Below are 19,790 nucleotides of genomic sequence, written 5' to 3' on the forward strand. Positions count from 1 at the left end.
ATCTGGCAGTCCCAGAACGGCACGCTCAGAGGTGTTCGACCCGATATCGCAAGGAGTTCCGAAATGACCGCTGTTACTCCACTGCCCACCCGACCGTTCGCCGACTCGACCGACTCCCTGTTGCGATTTTTCATGCGGCTCGACGCGACGCTGACGGGCTTCGCCGGCCTGCTGATCGCCGCGGCCGCCGATCCGATCTCGTCGCGCACCGGGCTGAGCTCGATCGCGGAATACGGCATCGGTGCGTTCTTCGTGCTCTGTGGGCTTTTGGTGTTCGGCCTCGCCGCTGCACCAGACCTGCGCCGCGCCGGGATCGGCGTCGTCATCGCCAACATCGTCTTCACCGTGGGGGCGGTCGTTGTGGTGGCCGCGGATGCATTGCCGCTGACCGCGACAGGGATCGCTGCGACACTGGCCAGCGGTGTCTACACAGCGCTGATCGGCTACCTGCAATACCTCGGAGTGCGCCGACTTCCGGCGTGACTCCCATCCCGCCGGTGCGGGGCGCCGCCGTCAGAGGTTACGGTGCGCGCCTCCGCATCGGCTTCTTCGCGCCGGGCTATGTCCGCGGCAATTTCACCACCTGCGCGCGCATAGCGTCGGCGACGTAGACGTTGCCTTCCGCATCCACCGCCACACCCTCCGGGGAATTGAGGCCGTTGAACGGCAGCGCCGTCTGGGGGCCAGACCCTCCGGGCAGCTTCAGCACCTGTCTGCTGTTCGAATCGGTGACAAAGACGCTGCCGGTGTGGCCGACTGCCACGCCGTAAGGCTGGTTCAGGCCGGTGAACGGCAGCACGGTCGGGTCAGTGGATCCGGCAGCCAGCTCCACCACCCGGTTGTCATTGGTTTGGGTGTCGGTGACGTAGACATCGCCTGCCGCGTCGACCGCCACACCTTGCGGGAACTCGAGCCCGGTGAACGGCAGCACGGTCTGGCTGCTAGACCCCGCTGGAAGTTTCACCACTTGTTGTATATGCCGGTCGGCGACATAGACATTGCCGCCCGCATCCACTGCCACTGCCCGCGGGTCTGCGAGGTTGGTGAACGGCAGTGTTGTTTGATCGGTCGACCCGGCCGCCAGCTTGACCACCTTGCCCACACCGGGGTAGCCGTCGGTGAAGTAGCTGACGTAGACGCTGCCCTTGCCGTCGACCGCCACACCGGTCAGGTTTTGCAGGCCGGTGAACGGCAGTTCGGTCTGGCTGTCAGACCCCGATGCCAGCTTCAGCACCCGGCGGTTGCCGGCGTCGGTGACGTAGACGTCGCCCTGGGCATCCACCGCCACGCTGGTCGGATCTTTGAGGCCGTTGAACGGCAACACGGTTTGCTTGGAGTAGAGCAGCGCGGACAGCGGGGAGTTCGGTGATCTGATGAGTGCGAGGATTCCCGCGATGACGGCGATCACCGCGCCGATGACGGCGATCGTGATCACCGTACGGTTGTGCCGGCGCGGCGGCGCAGGTATGGGATGTGGCCGATGGACAACTTGCCAACCGGCCGCGTGGTCACTGCTTGCCCACTCGTCCACTACACCCCCTTGGGGTCGGGAATACCATCACCGGCATACTAGCCGCGCGAGGACTCGCCTATCAGAATCATTGCGGCACAGGCGCTGTAGAGCTAGAGCTTGCGCAGCCGGAGCCGGTTGATGGAATGATCGGCGTCTTTGCGCAGCACCAGGGTCGCCCTCGGTCGGGTGGGCAAGATGTTCTCGATGAGGTTCGGCCGGTTGATCGAACGCCAGATGTCGCGGGCGGCGACGACGGCTTTCTGATCGGTCAGGCCCGCGTAGTGGTGGAAGTGCGAGGCCGGGTTGGCGAACGCGGTCGAGCGCATCGCCAAAAATCGCGAAACGTACCACTGCTCGATGTCCTCGATCCGCGCGTCCACATACAGCGAGAAGTCGAACAGGTCCGACACCATCAGGGTGGGCCCGGTTTGCAGCACGTTGAGTCCCTCGAGGATCAGGATGTCGGGGTGGCGGACCACCTGCTTGGCGCCCGGCACCCGGTCGTAGTGCAGATGCGAGTACACCGGGGCGCACGCGTAGTCCGAGCCCGACTTCACCGAGGTAACGAATCGCATCAATGCCCGTCGGTCATAGCTTTCCGGAAAGCCCTTGCGGTGCATGAGGTTTCGTCGGTTCAGCTCGGCGTTCGGGTAGAGGAACCCGTCGGTGGTCACCAGGTCCACCCGCGGGTGGTGATCCCAGCGGGCCAGCAGCGCCTGCAGCACGCGGGCCGTCGTCGACTTACCGACCGCCACGCTGCCGGCCACCCCGATGATGAACGGCACCGGCCGGTCGGGGTTCTGCTGGGGTTCGCCGAGGAATTCGGCGGTGGCGGCGAACAACCCCTGCCGGGCGGCGACCTGCAGGTGCAAAAGCCGGGCCAGCGGCAGGTAGACCTCCTCGACCTCGAGCAGGTCGATCTGCTCGCCGAGGCCGCGCAAGCCGACGACTTCTTCTTCGGTCAGCGGCTGCGGCGTGGACATGCGCAGCGCGCGCCACTGACTCCGGTCGAACTCCACATAGGGGCTCGGCTCGCTCAGCCGCGGCATGACTGTCAGTCTTGCAGCCTCGGCCGCACTGTGAGCGGCTGGGGCGACCCGATAGCGTTGATGCGCGTGGAGCTGAGTCAGCAACCCGCCGCGCTGGTCCGCGAGTACCTGCTGCTCGGTTTGCGCTTCGACCGGATCGAGTCCGGTTACGTCGACGCGTTCACCGGCGATCCCCGCTTAAGTCAAACGGTGTCGGCCGAGCGCGCCCCCGACCCAGCCGACCTGGTCCGCCAGGCGCAGCGGCTGCTCGCAGCGTTGTCAGATCTGCCGCGTCGGAACGGATTCGACGAAGCCCGCGCCGACTATATCGGCGCCCATCTGCGCGCGTTGGCCTGTGCCGGGCGCAAGTTCGCCGGCGAAGACGTCGGCTTCGTCGACGAGGTGCACGACTACTTCGACGTTCGCATCGCCAAGGGCGACGTGGAGACCTACCGGCAGGCGCATGCCCGGCTCGACGAAGTGCTGGGCGGCGACGGGCCGCTGGCCGACCGGATGATCGCCTACCGCGCCGCCGAAGAGATCCCGCCGGAGCGGTTGGCCGAATGCATCGACGCGTTCTCCAGCGCGCTGCGCGACCGGGTGCGCGCCGAGTTCCTGCTGCCAGATTTAGAAACGGTCGAGTATCAGGTGGTCACCGACAAGCCCTGGTCGGGATTCAATTACTACCTCGGCGATTACCGCTCGACGGTGGCCGTAAATGCCGACCTCAAACAGCTGATGTCCAACCTGCCGCGGCTGGTGGCCCACGAGTCTTATCCGGGACACCACACCGAGCACTGCCGCAAAGAAGCCGGACTGGTCCGACGCAAGGGTCAGGCCGAGCAGACCATCTTTTTGGTGAACACCCCGCAGTGCCTGATGGCCGAGGGCCTGGCCGACCTGGCGCTCTACGCCGCGATCGGTCCCGGTTGGGGGCGCTGGGCGGCCGACATCTACGCCGACCTGGGACTGCGGTTCGACGGCGAGCGCGCCGAGGCGGTTTCCGAGGCGTCCGCGGCGTTGGCCGAGGTGCGTCAGGACGCGGCGCTGATGCTGCACGACGAACACCGCGATGCCGAGGAAGTGGCGGACTTCCTGCGACGCTGGCTGCTGGTCGGCGACGATCGCGCCCGCCAGATGCTTCGGTTTCTGTCCTCGCCGCTGTGGCGCGCCTACACCAGCACCTACGTCGAGGGTTACCGGTTGCTGCGACGCTGGCTCGACGACCGGCCTGCCGGTGTGAGCCTCGTCGAGCGGTTCGGCCGGTTGCTTGACGAGCCGCTGATCCCGTCAGCACTCCGAGCCGACTAGTCTCGCTGGCATGGCAGCCGACCTGACCGCGACCACCGCCTCCACCGCAGCCCTAGGCGCTGAATACGCCGATACCGCCAGCAGCGCCTACCGCGCAGCATTACAGGTCATCGAGTCCGTCGAACCGCGCATCGCCGCTGCGACACGCAAAGAACTTGCTGACCAACGCGATTCGCTCAAGCTCATTGCCAGCGAAAACTATGCCTCGCCCGCAGTGCTGCTTACCATGGGCAGCTGGTTGTCGGACAAATACGCCGAGGGCACTATCGGCCACCGCTTCTACGCTGGCTGTCAGAACGTCGACACCGTCGAGAGTGTGGCCACCGAGCACGCCCGTGAGCTGTTCGGCGCCCCGTACGCATACGCCCAACCGCATTCCGGCATCGACGCCAACCTCGTTGCCTACTGGGCCATCCTGGCCACCCGGATCGAGACGCCCGGCCTCGCCGAGGCTGGGGCCAAACACGTCAACGACCTGTCCGAGGCGGACTGGGAACAGCTCCGCGCCAAACTTGGCGGCCAGCGGCTGCTGGGCATGTCGCTGGATGCCGGCGGTCACCTCACCCACGGCTTCCGGCCCAACGTCTCCGGCAAGATGTTCCACCAACGCAGCTACGGCACCGACCCTGAAACCGGACTGCTGGACTACGACGCGGTCGCCGCGGCGGCGCGCGAATTCAAGCCGCTCATCCTGGTCGCCGGGTACTCCGCCTACCCGCGACGGATCAACTTCGCCAAAATGCGCGAGATCGCCGACGGGGTCGGCGCCACCCTGATGGTGGACATGGCGCACTTTGCGGGTCTGGTTGCCGGGAAGGTCCTCACCGGCGACGAGGACCCGGTGCCGCACGCCCACGTCACTACCACCACCACGCACAAGTCGCTGCGCGGGCCGCGCGGCGGGCTGATTCTGGCCCAGCCGGAGTACGCCGGCGCGGTCGATAAGGGCTGCCCGATGGTGCTGGGCGGGCCGCTGGCACACGTCATGGCCGCCAAGGCGGTCGCGCTGGCCGAGGCGCGCCAGCCCGCGTTCGGGGTCTACGCTCAGCGGGTTGCCGACAACGCCAAGGCGCTGGCCGACGGGTTCCTGCGGCGCGGGGCGCGGCTGGTCACCGGCGGCACCGACAACCACCTCGTGCTGCTCGACGTGACGTCGTTTGGGCTGACCGGCCGGCAGGCTGAATCGGCGTTGCTGGATTCTGGCGTCGTCACCAACCGCAACTCCATCCCCGCGGACCCAAACGGTGCCTGGTACACCAGTGGCATCCGGTTCGGCACCCCGGCACTGACCACCCGCGGCTTCGGCGCCGCCGACTTCGACCGGGTCGCCGAGTTGGTGGTCGACGTGCTGACCAACACTCAACCCGGTTCGGGGTCCGCGGGGCCCTCCAAGGCCAAGTACACCCTGGCCGACGGCACCATTGAGCGGGTGCACACCGCTGCCGCCGAGCTGCTGACGGCTAACCCGCTCTACCCGGGGCTGACGCTTTAGGGGGATCCGTCAGCTGGACGCACCGGCGAGCCGACAGATTTCACGAAATGTGTGTACGCGGGTTACAGTTACCCCATGGCACAGAAACCTGTCGCTAATGCGCTGATCCTTGAACTCGAGCCGGTCGTGGGCGAGAACCTCGACCGCCACCTCGGTACCGAGAACTTGTGGTTCGCGCACGACTTCGTGCCGTTCGAGCAGGGCGAGAACTTCGCCCTGCTCGGCGGGCGGGATTGGGACCCGTCGCAGGTGACGCTGCCCAAAGTCATCACCGACGCATGCGAGATTCTGCTCGTCAGCAAAGACAACGTGGCCGGTTATCACCGCGAGCTCGTCGAGCACTTCATTCTCGAAGAGATGTGGGGCCAGTGGATCGGCCGGTGGACCGCCGAAGAGCACCTGCACGCCGTTGCGCTGCGTGAGTACTTGGTGGTGACCCGGGAGGTCGACCCGGTCGCCAACGAGCAGGTCCGCTTCGAGCACGTGTCACTGAAGGGGTACCGCGCCGACCACTATTCGCAGGTCGAAACCCTGGTGTTCATGGCTTTCTTCGAGGGCGCCCACGCCGTGTACTCCAACAACCTGGCGGCCCAGATCGAAGAGCCAGTGCTGGCCGGACTCATTACCCACATCGCGCGCGACGAACAGCGCCACGAGGAGTTCTTCGCCAACCTGGTCGCGCACTGCCTTGACTACACCCGCGACGAGACGATCGCGGCGATCGCCGCCCGGGCCGCTGACCTCCAGGTCATCGGCGCCGACATCGACGCCTACCAGGACAAGGTGCGAAGCGTCGCCGACGCAGGCATTTTCGGCCCGGATCAGCTGCGGCAAGTGATCTCCGACCGCATCACCGCATGGGGAGTCGCCGACGAGCCTGCGCTGCGGCAGTTCGTCAGCGCCTAGCCACGTCGGCGCGCCTGCGCGGCGGGCATGCGAAGACCGGAGTAGCGTCGCATTCGATGGCTAGCGAAATGCTCTGCTGTCCGGGCGGCGCCACTCGTCTCGACTTCGACAGGACCGTCGGCCCCGGTCCTGGCGCCGCGGCCCCCGCTGAATCGTCCGTGCGGGCCGCACGGGCTTCCGTCCGGCGACGACGCGGCCCGTGCAACGGGCAGCTGAGGAGCCGGGTCATCAAATCCAGCCCGGTTGTGACGCCCCGCGCGCATGGGTGGCGGTGGGGCCACCATTCGCATGCCGCAGCGAACCGGGCGATGAGCTCGAGGAGCGCTCGTGACTGATTCCCCGGCGGTTCCACAGGACACCATCCGGACGTACGTGCTCGACACCTCCGTGTTGTTGTCCGATCCGTGGGCCTGTTCCCGCTTCGCTGAACATGAAGTGGTGGTTCCGCTGGTGGTGATCAGTGAGCTTGAAGCCAAACGCCATCACCATGAGCTCGGCTGGTTCGCCCGCCAGGCGTTGCGCTTGTTCGACGATCTCCGGCTCGAGCACGGGCGGCTGGATCAGCCCATTCCCGTTGGGACACAAGGCGGCACGCTGCACGTCGAACTCAACCACAGCGATCCGGACGTGCTGCCGGCCGGGTTCCGCACTGACACCAACGACTCGCGCATCCTGTGCTGTGCCGCCAACCTCGCCGCGGAGGGCAAGCGAGTCACGCTGGTGAGCAAGGACATTCCGCTGCGCGTCAAAGCGGGTGCGGTGGGTCTGCTCGCCGACGAGTACCACGCGCAAGACGTCGTCACGTCCGGCTGGACCGGGATGACGGAGATGGAAGTCTCCCACGAGGACATCGACGCGCTGTTCGCCGACAGCGAAGTCGATTTGGCCGCGGCCCGAGACCTGCCGTGCCACACCGGTATTCGGCTGCTCGCCGGCAGCTCGCACGCACTGGGCCGGGTCAACGCTCACAAGCAGGTCCAGCTGGTCCGCGGCGACCGTGAGGTGTTCGGACTGCGTGGCCGCTCCGCCGAGCAGCGGGTGGCTCTGGATCTGTTGCTCGACGAGTCGGTGGGCATCGTGTCGCTGGGCGGAAAGGCCGGCACCGGCAAGTCGGCGCTGGCGCTGTGCGCTGGCCTGGAAGCCGTGCTGGAGCGACGCACGCAACGCAAGGTGGTGGTGTTCCGCCCGCTCTACGCGGTCGGCGGGCAGGAGCTGGGCTACCTGCCCGGCAGCGAGAGCGAGAAAATGGGCCCGTGGGCACAGGCGGTCTTCGACACCCTGGACGGTCTGGCCAGCCCGGCGGTGCTCGAAGAGGTGCTCTCCCGCGGAATGCTCGAGGTGCTGCCGCTGACCCATATCCGTGGTCGCTCGCTACACGACTCGTTCGTCATCGTCGATGAGGCGCAATCGCTGGAACGCAATGTGCTGCTCACTGTGTTGTCACGGCTGGGCGCGGGATCGCGGGTGGTGTTGACCCACGACATCGCTCAGCGTGACAACCTTCGGGTGGGCCGGCACGACGGGGTTGCGGCGGTGGTTGAGAAACTCAAGGGACACCCGCTTTTCGCGCACATCACGCTGCTGCGGAGCGAGCGGTCGCCGATCGCCGCGTTGGTAACCGAAATGCTTGAGGAGATCACCCGGGCCCCGCTGCCGTAGGCTACCGGCCGTGCCGAGACGACCAGACACCCTTGCGTGGCGATACTGGCGCACGGTCGCCGGTGTGGTGGCAGCCGTCATCGTCGTGGCGATCGGTGCGTTCACCGGGCACGTCAGGTTTGCCCGGGCCAACGACGTCGTCGACTGCGCACAAGTCAAATGCGTGGCGTTGACGTTCGACGACGGCCCCACCCCCTACACCGATCGGCTGCTGGGCATTCTGACCGCGAACAATGCCAAGGCGACCTTCTTCGAGATCGGCAACAAGGTGGCCGCCAACCCGGGCGGTGCCAAACGTGTCGTGGACGCGGGAATGGAAATCGGCAACCACACCTGGGAACACCCCAACATGACGACGCTGCCGCCGTCCGATGTTCCCGGGCAGTTGTCCAGAGCCAACAGCGCGATCGCGGCCGCCACAGGTGTGACGCCCAAGCTGTGGCGGCCCCCCGGCGGGCTCACCGACGACGCGGTCAACGAGCAGGCCGCGAAGGTCGGTCTGGCCGGAATCCTGTGGGACGTCATCCCTTACGACTGGATCAACGACTCAAACACCGCGGCCAGCCGGTACCTGCTGATGACCCAGGTCAAACCCGGCTCGGTGGTGTTGCTGCACGACACCTACTCCAGCACGGTCGATCTGGTCTACCAGTTCATCCCGGTGCTGAAAGCCAACAACTATCACCTGGTGACGGTCAGCCAACTGCTCGGCCAAAGAGCACCGGGCAGCGTCTACGGCAGCCGCGAGAACGGACCGCCTGCCAATGACCTGCATGACATCCCGCCTGCGGAGATTCCGTCGTTGCCCAACACGCCGTCGCCACAGCCGATGCCCAACTTCCCGATCACCGATGTCGCGGGCCAGAACTCAGGCGGAGCGAATAACGGCGGCTAGCCGGCCGTGGGCGAGCGCCTCCAATTCTCGATGCCGTGGATAGGCATCTTGATAGCAATCGTTGCGGGCGTCGATATTTCGAGCGCCCATGGGGGTTGGAAATTATCCTCGACCAATACCGGTGTCGTTGAACTTTGATCGCGCTTGGTGTTCATGGGTTGTTGTGACGGGAGTCCTGGCGGTTTACATCTTGTCGGCCGACTTGCTCGCGGATCAGCTGGTCGAGGTTTGCAGGTGGTGAACTAACAGATCGGTAAGTCGCCCGAGGGCAAGCTCGGGTACCCAGTGTCCGACTCCGTTGAGTTCTACCTCGGTGTAGGTGCCGGCCACGTGTTCGCGCGTGGCGCGAGCGGTGCATCGGCCAAGGAACGGATCATCCGAGCCCCAGACGAACAACGTCGGTATCGGGGCGGGCGGCAGCGTCATCCAGTCGGCGAAATTGAAGGCGCGGAAGTGATTTAGCGCCCCGGTCAGTAATCCAGGTGAGCTGAAGTGAGTGATGTAGCGGTCAATGGCTGCCGGATCGAGGCCGCTATAGGAGGCGCGCAGAGCTGCCGCGTCGTCGGCCAGCATCAGCCGTTCGGCGATCCCGGGCTGGCGGAACAGGTCGAATGGGGGCAGTGGCTGCTGGCGGGATTCAAGGGCAGCAGCGAAGGCCGCCAAGTGCGGGGTGGAGGCGACAGCCAGAGTGCGGATCCGGTCCGGGTAGCGGCAGCCCAGGTCCCATGCGACGATGCCGCCAAGATCGTGACCGACCAGATGGAACCTGTCGGCTCCCAGCTGGCCGGCCATCGCAAGGACATCGGCCCTGACGCGTTCCTGGGTGTATCGGTCCACCGTCTCGGGCAGGGCACCTGGGGTGAAGCCGCGCAGGTCTGGCGCCACTGCTCGCCACCCAGCGGCACCCAGCGCCTCGACCTGGCCGTTCCAGGCTTGCGCCGTCTGCGGGAAGCCGTGTAGCAGCAACACGAGGTCAGCGTCCGCTGGACCGGCTGCGATCGCCGGGAAGGCCAGAGATTCATGCGTCAGCTCCATCGTTTCCATGGCACCACCCTACGTACAGTATGTAGGTAGCGCAAGACCGATATCATCATCCTCGATATGACAATCGAACCAGGCCGGCGGTCGCAGCACCGCACCACGCCGGCGCACGGCGAGCAAACGAAGGCCAGGCTGGTCGCCGTGGCCCGGGAGATGTTCGCCCGCAAGGGATATTCGGGCGTCGCGATGCAGGACGTCTGCATAGAGGCCGAGGTCACCAGGGGTGCGCTGTACCACCACTTTCCGGGCAAGGACGAACTGTTCCGCGCCGTCTGCGAACAGGTCGCGACCGACGTCACCGCACGAGTGACGGCCGCCGCACAGATAAAGCGTGACGCGTGGCCACGCCTGGTTGCGGGATGCCGTGCTTTCCTTGACGAGTCCGCACAGCACGACGTGCGGCAGATCCTGCTCACGGATGCCCCGTCAGTACTCGGCTGGGCTCAGTTGCGCGATCTGGATACCCGCCACGGACTGGGATTGGTCAAGCTAGGTATCCAGCGCGCGATCCAGGAGGGAGCTATCGAGTCCGGTCCAGTCGAGACGCTCGCTCACATGCTCGTGAGCGCCTTGAACGAGGCTGCAATGCTCATCGGTCGGTCAGCAAATCCGACCAACACGCGTAAGGACGCGATGCGGGCACTCGACCGGATACTCGTGGGGATAGCCGGCAAACGCCAACCGCCAGCCAGCTCCGCTCGGTGAGGCAGAACGGTTCCGGGACGAAACTCGCCCTTAACCGCAGTCACCGATATATTCGCATCATGCTGTCTGCGCGTGGAGGCAATAGTCGTGCCGTGCAACCGATTCCGCACGACCGGATGTCACGAAATCCAGCGGTACTCTAGTCGCTTCCGTCGAGTCGCTCACTGATCGGGTAGCTCACCCGCGGCGGCAGCTGCCAGCAACTCACCGCGACCGATCTGGCTGACCAGGCTGGCCGAGTCGAAGTAGATGCGCTCGTTGGTAATTCGATCGCCGTCGAAGAAGAACACCGCGATGATTGGCACCCGGAACGCCTTGCCGGTGGGTGGCAAACCGTAGAACTCACCGAGATTGGTTCCGAGCAGGTCGAATTCGGTAATCACCGCGTCGTCGCTGAAGTGGTATCGAACGTTTTCGTGCCGTTGGTCGGGGAATGCGGTCCGGGTGGTCAGGTAGTAACCCATGACCTGGTCGTCACCGTCGAAAACCTGGCCGGTGGACATGATCTCGTAGTGCGGGTGCCCGTTGAATGTGGCCAGGGTGCGGTCGAATTCCTTGGTCACCTCGGTGCTCATGTGCTCTTCGATGACCGCGAGGCGGCGTTGCCGGAGTTCGTCGCTGACCATGTCAGCTAGTCCTCGTTCACCTTGGTCATCGCGAGCACGTCGAGGCGACGGTCGAGTTCCTTTTCGGACAGCTTGTCGCCGATCAGCCCGCGATCGATCACCGTCTGGCGAATCGTCTTGCGCTCCTTGAGCGCCTGTTTGGCCACTGCGGCGGCCTCCTCGTAGCCGATCGCCGAATTCAGCGGTGTCACGATCGACGGCGACGACTCGGCCAGCTCGCGCAGGTGCTCGACATGGGCGCTGAGCCCGGTGATGCAACGCTCCGCGAACAGCTTGGACACGTTGGTCAGCAGCTTGAACGACTCCAGCAGGTTGCGCGCCATCATCGGGATGTAGACGTTGAGCTCGAAAGCGCCGCTTGCGCCACCCCACGCGATCGCCGCGTCGTTGCCGACTACCTGAGCGGCGACCTGGGTAACCGCCTCGCACAGAACAGGATTGACCTTGCCCGGCATGATCGAGCTGCCCGGCTGCAGATCCGGCAACTGGATCTCGGCCAGACCGGTCAGCGGGCCCGACCCCATCCAGCGGACGTCGTTGGCGATCTTGGTCAACGACACTGCGATGGTACGCAGCGCGCCGGACGCCTCGACCAGCCCGTCGCGGGCCGCCTGGGCCTCGAAAGCATTGACCGCCGTGCGTAATTCGGTCAACCCGGTCTCTTTCACCAGCACCTCGACCACTTTGGCGCCGAAGCCATCGGGAGCGTTGAGGCCAGTGCCCACCGCGGTGCCACCGATCGCCAGCTCACCCAACCGGGGCAGCGTGGTGCGCACTCTTTCTATGCCGGCCTCGATTTGGCGGGCGTATCCGGAAAACTCCTGACCGAGTGTGACCGGGACGGCATCCATCAGATGCGTACGACCCGATTTCACCACCGTGCGCCACTCGCGGGCCTTACCCGCCAGCGCGTCGTGCAGCACCTGCAGCGCCGGGATGAGATGGCGCACAGCGGCTTCGGTGGCCGCGATGTGGGTGGCAGTCGGAAAGGTGTCGTTGGACGACTGCGACATGTTGACGTCGTCGTTGGGATGCACGGTCACCCCGTTGATAGCCGCGATCGACGCGATCACCTCGTTGGTGTTCATGTTGGAACTGGTGCCCGAACCGGTCTGGAAGACGTCGATGGGGAACTGGTCGTCGTGGCGTCCATCGGCGATCTCAGCTGCGGCCGCGATGATCGCATCGGCCTTCTCCGGCGCCAGCAGTCCGAGGTCCTTGTTCACTTGCGCGCAGGCGCCTTTCAGCAGACCCAAGGCCCGGACCTGGGTGCGCTCCAGTCCTCGTCCGGAGATTGGGAAGTTCTCCACCGCGCGCTGAGTCTGGGCGCGCCACAATGCTTTTGCCGGTACCCGGACTTCGCCCATGGTGTCGTGTTCGATGCGGTATTCGGTGTCGTTCGCGGCGGCGTGCGCAGCCATAGATGAGGTCCTTCTCGTTGCGGGCTCGGTGGTCACGGCAGGGGATATTGTGCGGTGGAATCGCCGGTGAAGTCGATCGCGGAGTATTCGTTTAGTTTGGACAGCCGGTGGTAGGCCTCGACCATCCGCACAGTGCCGGACTTCGAGCGCATCACGATCGACTGGGTGGTGCACCCGCCGGGCTGATAGCGGACTCCCTTGAGCAGGTCGCCGTCGGTGACGCCGGTCGCGCAGAAGAAGACGTTGTCACCGGACACCAGGTCCTCGGTGCTCAGCACCTTGTCGAGGTCGTAGCCGGCGTCGAGTGCTTTCTGTCGTTCGGCGTCGTCCTTGGGTGCCAGCTGCGCCTGGATCTCCCCGCCCATGCAGCGGATCGCTGCCGCGGCGATTATGCCCTCCGGCGTGCCGCCGATACCGGCCAGCATGTCGGTGCCCGAATGTGGCCGGCACGCGGATATCGCGCCGGCCACGTCGCCGTCGGTGATCAACCGGATTCGTGCGCCGGTGGTGCGGACGTCCGCGATCAATTGCGCATGCCGCGGCCGGTCCAGGATGCACACCGTCATGTCGGGCACCGACAAGCCCTTGACCTTGGCGACCGCGCGGACGTTGTCGGCGATCGGCGCGGTGATGTCCAGCACGTGAGCGGCGTCGGGCCCGACGGCGATCTTGTTCATGTAGAACACCGCCGACGGATCGAACATTGAGCCCCGATCGGCCACCGCCAGCACCGAGATGGCGTTGGGCATGCCCTTGCTCATCAGCGTGGTGCCGTCAATCGGGTCGACGGCGAAGTCGCAATCCGGGCCGTCGCCGTTGCCGACCTCTTCGCCGTTGTAGAGCATCGGCGCGTGGTCTTTCTCACCCTCGCCGATCACGACCACGCCGCGCATCGACACCGAGTTCACCAGTTGGCGGATCGCATCGACGGCCGCCCCGTCGCCGCCTTCCTTGTCTCCGCGACCCACCCAGCGCCCGGCAGCCATGGCACCGGCTTCGGTGACCCGCACCAATTCCAGAGCAAGGTTGCGGTCCGGGGCTTCACGGCGGCTCTCGGGCATGCGCTGATTGTCCCAGAAGCAGGTTGGCGCTCGGGAGCTGGGATACTCGTGGTGTGACACCGCAGCCACAGCCGCAGCCGGCGGCCAAGCCGGCCAAGCCGCGGCTGCTGCAAGACGGCCGGGATATGTTCTGGTCGATCGCGCCGCTGGTGCTGGCCTGCATCGTCTTGGCGGGCGTGGTCGGGATGTGCACGTTTGCCCCTGGCGGGACCAACCGCGGACCGGTGCCCTCATACGACGCGGCCGGCGCGCTGCGCGCCGACGCGCAGACTTTTGCGTTCCCGGTCCGGCTGCCGCAGCTGCCCGCAGGCTGGCAGCCCAACTCCGGAAGCCGCGGCGGCATCGGAGACGGTCGAATCGACGCGTCGACCGGTCAGCGGGTGCGCGCGGTCACCTCCACGGTCGGATACATCAGCCCCACCGGCATGTATCTCAGCCTGACCCAGAGCAATGCCGACGAGGCCAAGCTGGTCGGCTCGATCCACCCGACGATGTACCCCACCGGACCCGTCGACGTAGACGGCACCCGGTGGATCGTCTATCAAGGTGACGACGGTGTCGAGCCGGTGTGGACCACCCGGCTGAACAGTCCGGCCGGTCCGGCCCAGGTCGCGATCACGGGTGCCGGAGGCGTCGATCAGTTTCGTACGCTGGCGGCGGCCACCCAATCACAACCGCCGTTACCGGCGCACCGGTAGAAGGGATATCCATGAGCGCACCCGAAGGCGCACCGGAAGCTGACCTCACCGGCTGGACGGCTGCACCGTTCACCGGTGGCGGCTACACCCACGACGTCTACCGCAGGGGCGAAGGACCTGGTGTGGTGCTGATCCCCGAACTCCCGGGCATTCATCCCGGTGTGTTGGGGCTGGGTAACCACCTGGTGGACAACGGGTTCACCGTCGCAATACCGTCGCTGTTCGGCGAGCCGGGTCGGCCGGTGTCGGTGGGCTACCTGCTTCCCACCATCGCGCGCGCCTGTGTGGCAAGGGAATTCGCAGCATTCGCGATCAACAGGCAGCGGCCGGTGTCGGTCTTCCTGCGCGCGCTGGCTCGTGATCTCAAAGCATCCACACCGGGCAAGGGCGTCGGGGTGATCGGCCAGTGTTTCACCGGTGGCTTCGCGCTGGCGGCCGCAGTCGACGACAGCGTGCTTGCCCCGGTGCTCAGCCAGCCGTCGGCGCCGATACCGCTGACACTGCGCCACCGGCGCGATCCCGGACTCAGCGACGTGGAGCTGAACGCGTTTAAGGACCGCGCCGCCAGCGAGGGCCTGTGCGCAATTGGCCTGCGGTTCAGCGAGGACAAGATGGCGCCGGGCGAACGATTCGCCACGCTCAAAGAGCGGCTCGGCGACGCGTTCGAGGTGATCGAGATCAACTCGGGCCCTGGCAACGAGCACGGCTTCTCCCGGACGGCGCATTCGGTGCTGACCGATGAGGTGCGTGAAGTCGACGGCCAACCGGCCTACGAGGCACGCAAGCGGGTGGTCGAGTTCCTCACTGAGCGGCTGACTGCGTCTTAGCCGGGGTCTTGGCCGCGCTTCGGCTCCTCCAGCGCGTCAGCCAACCGGGTTTGTCGTCCTGGTCGACGTGTTCTTCGAGCTCTACGCCCTTGTAAACCGCCAGGTAGACGTCGATGGTGGTGACGATGACGATCATCAACACCGGGCCGATGACAATGCCCCACGGGCCGAACATGGCGATACCCGCGAACACGGCAAGCAACATGAGCGCGGGATTGAGGCGGGCGTCTTTGGGCACCAGGACCGAGCGCAAAAAGTTGCCAAGGTTGGTGACAACCACCAGATGCCAAAGGATTACGAAAATACCACCGGCGACGTTGCCGTAGAAGATCATCCCGATGCCGAACGGGATGGTCACGATGCCGCCGCCCAGCGGAATAATGGACAGGGCGGTCAGCAGAATCGCGAATATGAAGAATCCGTGGTGGAATCCGGCGACGTAAACGGACGCGGCCCCGGCAACCCCTTGACAGAGCGCGATGACGAAATGGCCGCTCACCGTGCCGCGCACCATGGAGCCCATCTTTCGCAGGTACAAATCGGTGACGTCTTCGCCGAGCGGATTGAGTTGGCGGATCAAGGTGAGGAGTCTGTCGCGATTGGTCAGCATCGCGACAAACACGTACAAGAAGATGATGGCTGAGGTGACCGTGCCGAAGAGACTTCCGGCCGTGCCTTGCAGGAAGTGCAGGCCCCATTCACCCGCCTTCTGTCCGACGGTCACCATCGCTTTTCGCAGCGACTCTGAGGTGACCGTCATGTGCAGGAACGGCACCCGAGCCAAGAGCTGATTGACGACATGAAGACTCTTGTCGCCGAGCACGCTGAGACCGGTTCTCTGCACCCAGCCGGCGACTTGGACAACCATGCGGGAAATCTGGACGATCGCCAGCAACACCAACAGGGCGACCGGCACGATCACCCCAGCCAGCGCCGACAGCAGCGTGCAGGTGGCCGCCAGGCCGGTATTCAGCCGACGACCGAACCAATTGAAAAGCGGTGTAAACAAATACGCTCCGACGGCGGCCACCACGATGAGGACGAAGTAGCCGCGCAGGAAATAGGCAGCGAACAGCAGGCTGATCAGCGTCACGACCGCGAGAGCGCGTTTCTGGGTGAGCGTGAATTCGGTGTTCATCTTTGCGCCGGTGATCTTGCGGCCTGCCGCGCCCGCTGATCGGCGATGAATCGGATCGACAAACGCTGTAGCAGGCCGGGTGCCAGCCGGGCGAACACCCACGACGCGTGCGCCCGCTTCGGCACGACCAGCAGCGCCTTGTTGCGGTCGATCGCCTTCAAGGTGTCGCGGGCCAGCCGGTCGGGGTCGTAGGCGGTCTTCACGCCCTGGCCGCGCAGGTAATAGTCGCGGCCGACGAAGCCGCCGACGGCGCCTTTGTCCAGGATCGGGGTCTCGACGGCCGCCGGGCAGACGGCGAGCACGCCCACCCCGCGGGAGACGGCCTCCGAGCGCAGCGCCAGCGACAGCCCCACCACCGCGTGCTTGGTCATCACGTAGCTGGTGATCTGGCCGGCCGCGGTCAGCCCGGCCATTGACGCGGTGTTGACGATGTAGCCGTGGCCCTGCCGCAGCATCACCGGGTAGGCGGCCGCCACCCCGTGCACGACGCCGCGGATGTTGACGTCGATGATGGCGTTCCACTGGTCCAGCGTGAGCAGTTCGGTGTCGCCGCCCCAAGCGATTCCGGCGTTGTTGAACATCAGGTCCAGGCGTCCGGTGCGGGCGACGACGTCGTCGACGGCGCCCGCCACCGCAGCCGCGTCGGTGACGTCGAGGACGGCCGAGGTGGCGGTGCCGGGACCGTGCAGGCTCTCGGCGGTGCGGGCCGCTGCGGCGCCGTCGACATCGGTGCAGACGACGTCGGCGCCCGCGGTGACCAGGGCTCGGCACAGCGCCGCGCCGATGCCCGAGCCCGCGCCGGTGACGATTGCCTGCTTGCCGGTGAAATTCATTGCGCGGCCAGCTTCATCACGTGGCTCAAGATGTCGGGATAGCGCTTCATGTGTGCGCCGCCGTTGAGGTCGAGCACCTCACCGGTCAGCCATGGCGCCTTGCACAGGAACACCACGGCGTCGGCGATGTCCTCGGGGGTGCCGGCCCGGCCCAGCGGTGTGTTCTCCAGGTATTCGTCGACAACACCGGGAATCTGGGTGGCCGGCTCGGTGAGCGGAGTGTGCACGAATCCGGGGGCGACGGCGTTGACCCGGATACCGTGCGGCGCGAGTTCGAGCGCCGCGACTTCGGTCAGCATCGACAGCCCGGCCTTGGCCGCGCAGTAGGCGCTCATCGCGGCGGCGGGCTGGCGCGCGTTGAGCGAACTGATCGACACCAGCGCCCCACCGTGGCGCAGCCGCGGCGCGGCGTGTTTGATCACCAGGAAAGCACCGGTGAGGCAGACGTCGACGACGGAGCGGAATTCTTCCACCGGCAACTCGGTGATCAGCCCAACGCCGCTGAAACCGGCAGTGTTGACGACCACGTCGAGCGCGCCTGCCTGCTCGAACAGGGCACGCACCGAGTCCTCGTCGGTGACCTCGACCGTCGCGGCAGTGTGCGGGTCGCCGAGTTCGGCGGCGACGGCACGTGCGCCGTCGGTGTTGCGGTCGGCGACGGTCACTCGGTAGCTCTCTGCGGCCAGCGCATGGGCCACCGCTCGGCCGATGCCAGAGGCGCCGCCGACGACGACAGCCGTGCGATTAGTCATGCTGGCTCCTCCCCCTCGTCGCTGCGCGACTGGGGGTGCCCCGAATCGGGTCGAGGGTCATTCCACTTGGCAGCGATCACGCGCCACGGGTCGGCGTAGCGGCCCGGGTAGCGGTAGTACGGCGAGCGACGTCCGAGCAGCGCATGGGCCAGCGGAGCGGCCAGCCGTGCCGGATAGCGCCGCCAACCCATCCGATCGGCAGTCTCGGCAAGCATTTGCGGCCACGAAATCCGTTGGAATTTTAGTGCTTCCACCGAACGCGCGGTGTCCATCCAGTCGGTGGCGAACCAGTCGGCGTCGCTATCCGGGTTGCCCTTGCGCCCGGCAGGCACTCCACCGACCAAGCCCATCGCGGCGGCGCTGGCCGGGGCGATATCGCCTTGGACGTGGCGATGCGAGTCGTCGCCGCCGATCAGCAACGTCTCACCGACCACCGGGGCGGTGGTGGCGGCGACGAACGCGCGGGCCACGTCGCGCACGTCGACGGTCTGGATGCGGCCGTCCACCGGCAGCGACGCCTCGAAGTAGATGGTGTCCAGGTCGATGTCGAACCGCGGCTCTGAGGTGAGCACGCCGCCCAGCCGCAGCACCACCCAGTCCAGCCCGGAGCCGCGCACCAGTTGCTCGGCTTCCACCTTGTGGGCGCCGTAGATGTCGGATGGCCGCAGCGGGGTGTCCGCGGTGAGCACGTCGGTGATGTGGTGTGGGTTACGGGCGCCGTAGGCCGCGACGCTCGAGGCCTGAACGAATCGTGGCGGCGCCGGAAGCGTTTTCGCGGCGTTGATCAAAAGTCCGGTCGCTTCGACGTTGACGCGGCGGGCCAGCGCCGGCCGCGCATAGCACACCGGCGGGATGATCGCGGCGAGGTGGATGATCGCCGCGGGGGAGACGTCGCGCAGCAGCGTGGTGACCGCGTCCGGATCGGTGAGGTCGGCCCACCGGACGTCGCTGGCCGGCAGCAGGCCGGCTGCCCTCTTGCGGTTGGTCGGTATGTCAAGGTCGGTGGCAACGACACGGCGGCCGTCGGCGCGCAGCTGTCGCACCGTCGCGGACCCGACCAAGCCGAAAGCCCCGGTGACCAGCACAGTCTCGGACATAGGGCGCCGCTCCTCCTCTCGTGGCTCGCGAAAAGTGTATTTCGCAACGTGCCGACTCGGAATATGTTCGCAGTCGGACTTCGGCGGCGAGCGAGGGGGGCGCCGAGGCGAGGGTTACTGGGTCACCTCAGCCCGCCTTGGCCGTCTGCGGAGGGCTCAACTGGCGCCGACTACGCGGCGGCGCGGCGGCTTTCATCTGGTCGAACAGCTCGGTGTAGTAGGACAGGCATTCGGCCATCGCCTGCTCGGTGGTGAACAACGGCCGATAGCCGAGGTCGCAGGTGGCCTTGGCCACCGAGAAGTAGTTGTCCAAATACAGCCGCTCGACGGCCAGTGGTTCCAGCGGGGGTTTGGGCAGCCCGAACCGGAAGTGCAGTCGCTGCCAGCCCGACATGGCCGTGCGGACCGCGACGCCGGATATCCGCAGCCGGGGCAGGCGATGTCCGCACGCCGCCACCACCGGTCGGGCGAACTCGAACATGTTCACCGGTTCGGCATCGTTGATGAAGTACGCCTGTCCGGGCGCGGTGCCGCCCGGCACCAGGTGCTCCGCGGCCAGGATGAAGCCGTGAATCAGGTTGTGCACGTAAGAGTTATCCAGGCGTGCGACCTTACGGCCGACCAGGATCTTGACGTGGCCGGCCTGCACACTTTTGAACACCTTGCGGAACATCGTCTGGTCGCCACACCCCCAGATTCCGCTTGGGCGTACCGCACACGTCAGCAGCCCGTCAATTCCGTTCTGCGACAGAACAAATCGCTCGGCGACCACTTTCGTCTCGGTATA

The 19,790-nt window shown here is 66.1% G+C and carries 19 protein-coding genes and 1 pseudogene; 9 read left to right on the top strand and 11 right to left on the bottom strand.

Going from position 1 to position 19,790, the window contains the following annotated elements; all coding sequences use genetic code 11:
- The first annotated feature begins 63 nt into the window (after positions 1-63).
- Entirely contained in the window at positions 64-483 is a 420-nt protein-coding gene (locus VEI45_RS07390) for a hypothetical protein (protein ID WP_324851699.1), read from the top strand.
- Positions 484-559: 76 nt separating this feature from the next.
- Here VEI45_RS07390 and VEI45_RS07395 read toward each other — a convergent pair whose 3' ends face one another.
- Entirely contained in the window at positions 560-1,435 is an 876-nt protein-coding gene (locus VEI45_RS07395; RefSeq protein ID WP_324851701.1) for an NHL repeat-containing protein, read from the bottom strand.
- 188 nt (positions 1,436-1,623) lie between these two features.
- Positions 1,624-2,562, bottom strand: coding sequence for a type I pantothenate kinase (gene coaA, locus VEI45_RS07400; protein ID WP_324851703.1), 939 nt, complete (start codon positions 2,560-2,562; stop codon positions 1,624-1,626).
- Between the two features lie 66 nt (positions 2,563-2,628).
- Here coaA and VEI45_RS07405 point away from each other — a divergent pair, with 66 nt between their 5' ends.
- From VEI45_RS07405 to VEI45_RS07425, 5 genes are all read left to right on the top strand, one after another.
- Positions 2,629-3,852: a DUF885 domain-containing protein gene (locus tag VEI45_RS07405; protein ID WP_414687420.1), complete on the top strand. Its 1,224-nt coding sequence runs from the start codon at positions 2,629-2,631 to the stop codon at positions 3,850-3,852.
- A 10-nt stretch (positions 3,853-3,862) separates the two neighbouring features.
- Positions 3,863-5,344: a glycine hydroxymethyltransferase gene (locus tag VEI45_RS07410; RefSeq protein ID WP_324851705.1), complete on the top strand. Its 1,482-nt coding sequence runs from the start codon at positions 3,863-3,865 to the stop codon at positions 5,342-5,344.
- 75 nt (positions 5,345-5,419) lie between these two features.
- Entirely contained in the window at positions 5,420-6,250 is an 831-nt protein-coding gene (locus tag VEI45_RS07415; RefSeq protein ID WP_324851707.1) for an acyl-ACP desaturase, read from the top strand.
- Positions 6,251-6,610: 360 nt separating this feature from the next.
- Complete coding sequence (locus tag VEI45_RS07420; RefSeq protein ID WP_324851737.1) at positions 6,611-7,909, top strand: PhoH family protein; 1,299 nt, start codon at positions 6,611-6,613, stop codon at positions 7,907-7,909.
- 91 nt (positions 7,910-8,000) lie between these two features.
- Entirely contained in the window at positions 8,001-8,804 is an 804-nt protein-coding gene (locus tag VEI45_RS07425; RefSeq protein ID WP_414687423.1) for a polysaccharide deacetylase family protein, read from the top strand.
- 213 nt (positions 8,805-9,017) lie between these two features.
- Here the strand turns inward: VEI45_RS07425 and VEI45_RS07430 are convergent, their stop codons facing one another.
- On the bottom strand, positions 9,018-9,848 hold the full coding sequence (locus VEI45_RS07430) for an alpha/beta hydrolase (protein ID WP_324851712.1): 831 nt from the start codon (positions 9,846-9,848) through the stop codon (positions 9,018-9,020).
- A gap of 57 nt (positions 9,849-9,905) precedes the next feature.
- Here VEI45_RS07430 and VEI45_RS07435 point away from each other — a divergent pair, with 57 nt between their 5' ends.
- Positions 9,906-10,550 (top strand): TetR/AcrR family transcriptional regulator, encoded by a 645-nt coding sequence (locus VEI45_RS07435; RefSeq protein ID WP_324851714.1) that lies wholly within the window; start codon positions 9,906-9,908, stop codon positions 10,548-10,550.
- Positions 10,551-10,711: 161 nt separating this feature from the next.
- Here VEI45_RS07435 and VEI45_RS07440 read toward each other — a convergent pair whose 3' ends face one another.
- Genes VEI45_RS07440 through glpX form a run of 3 tightly spaced genes read right to left on the bottom strand, consistent with a single transcriptional unit; the run spans position 10,712 to position 13,658 of the window.
- Positions 10,712-11,176: an ester cyclase gene (locus VEI45_RS07440; RefSeq protein ID WP_324851716.1), complete on the bottom strand. Its 465-nt coding sequence runs from the start codon at positions 11,174-11,176 to the stop codon at positions 10,712-10,714.
- 5 nt (positions 11,177-11,181) lie between these two features.
- On the bottom strand, positions 11,182-12,597 hold the full coding sequence (locus VEI45_RS07445) for a class II fumarate hydratase (protein ID WP_324851718.1): 1,416 nt from the start codon (positions 12,595-12,597) through the stop codon (positions 11,182-11,184).
- Between the two features lie 32 nt (positions 12,598-12,629).
- On the bottom strand, positions 12,630-13,658 hold the full coding sequence (glpX, locus tag VEI45_RS07450) for a class II fructose-bisphosphatase (protein WP_324851720.1): 1,029 nt from the start codon (positions 13,656-13,658) through the stop codon (positions 12,630-12,632).
- A gap of 53 nt (positions 13,659-13,711) precedes the next feature.
- Between glpX and VEI45_RS07455 the strand changes: the two genes are divergently transcribed.
- Positions 13,712-14,356 carry a DUF4245 domain-containing protein gene (locus VEI45_RS07455; protein ID WP_324851722.1) on the top strand — a complete coding sequence of 215 codons (645 nt, stop codon included), beginning with the start codon at positions 13,712-13,714 and terminating at the stop codon, positions 14,354-14,356.
- Between the two features lie 11 nt (positions 14,357-14,367).
- Positions 14,368-15,183, top strand: a complete 816-nt coding sequence (locus tag VEI45_RS07460; protein ID WP_324851724.1) for a dienelactone hydrolase family protein — start codon at positions 14,368-14,370, stop codon at positions 15,181-15,183.
- Here VEI45_RS07460 and VEI45_RS07465 read toward each other — a convergent pair.
- The 5 genes and pseudogenes from VEI45_RS07465 to VEI45_RS07485 all read right to left on the bottom strand — a co-directional run.
- Positions 15,158-16,321, bottom strand: a complete 1,164-nt coding sequence (locus VEI45_RS07465; RefSeq protein WP_324851726.1) for an AI-2E family transporter — start codon at positions 16,319-16,321, stop codon at positions 15,158-15,160. The two genes, VEI45_RS07460 and VEI45_RS07465, sit on opposite strands and share 26 nt — an antisense overlap.
- Positions 16,318-17,154, bottom strand: coding sequence for an SDR family oxidoreductase (locus VEI45_RS07470; protein ID WP_324851728.1), 837 nt, complete (start codon positions 17,152-17,154; stop codon positions 16,318-16,320). The genes VEI45_RS07465 and VEI45_RS07470 overlap by 4 nt, the downstream gene beginning before the upstream one ends.
- Entirely contained in the window at positions 17,151-17,906 is a 756-nt protein-coding gene (locus VEI45_RS07475; protein ID WP_324851730.1) for an SDR family NAD(P)-dependent oxidoreductase, read from the bottom strand. The genes VEI45_RS07470 and VEI45_RS07475 overlap by 4 nt, the downstream gene beginning before the upstream one ends.
- Positions 17,903-19,003: an NAD(P)-dependent oxidoreductase gene (locus tag VEI45_RS07480; protein ID WP_324851732.1), complete on the bottom strand. Its 1,101-nt coding sequence runs from the start codon at positions 19,001-19,003 to the stop codon at positions 17,903-17,905. Before VEI45_RS07480 ends, VEI45_RS07475 begins: the two co-directional genes overlap by 4 nt.
- 127 nt (positions 19,004-19,130) lie before the next feature.
- Positions 19,131-19,790: pseudogene (locus tag VEI45_RS07485) on the bottom strand (3-beta-hydroxysteroid dehydrogenase); the annotation flags it as partial.

The organism is Mycobacterium sp. (genome assembly GCF_035623875.1).
Classification (GTDB): domain Bacteria; phylum Actinomycetota; class Actinomycetes; order Mycobacteriales; family Mycobacteriaceae; genus Mycobacterium.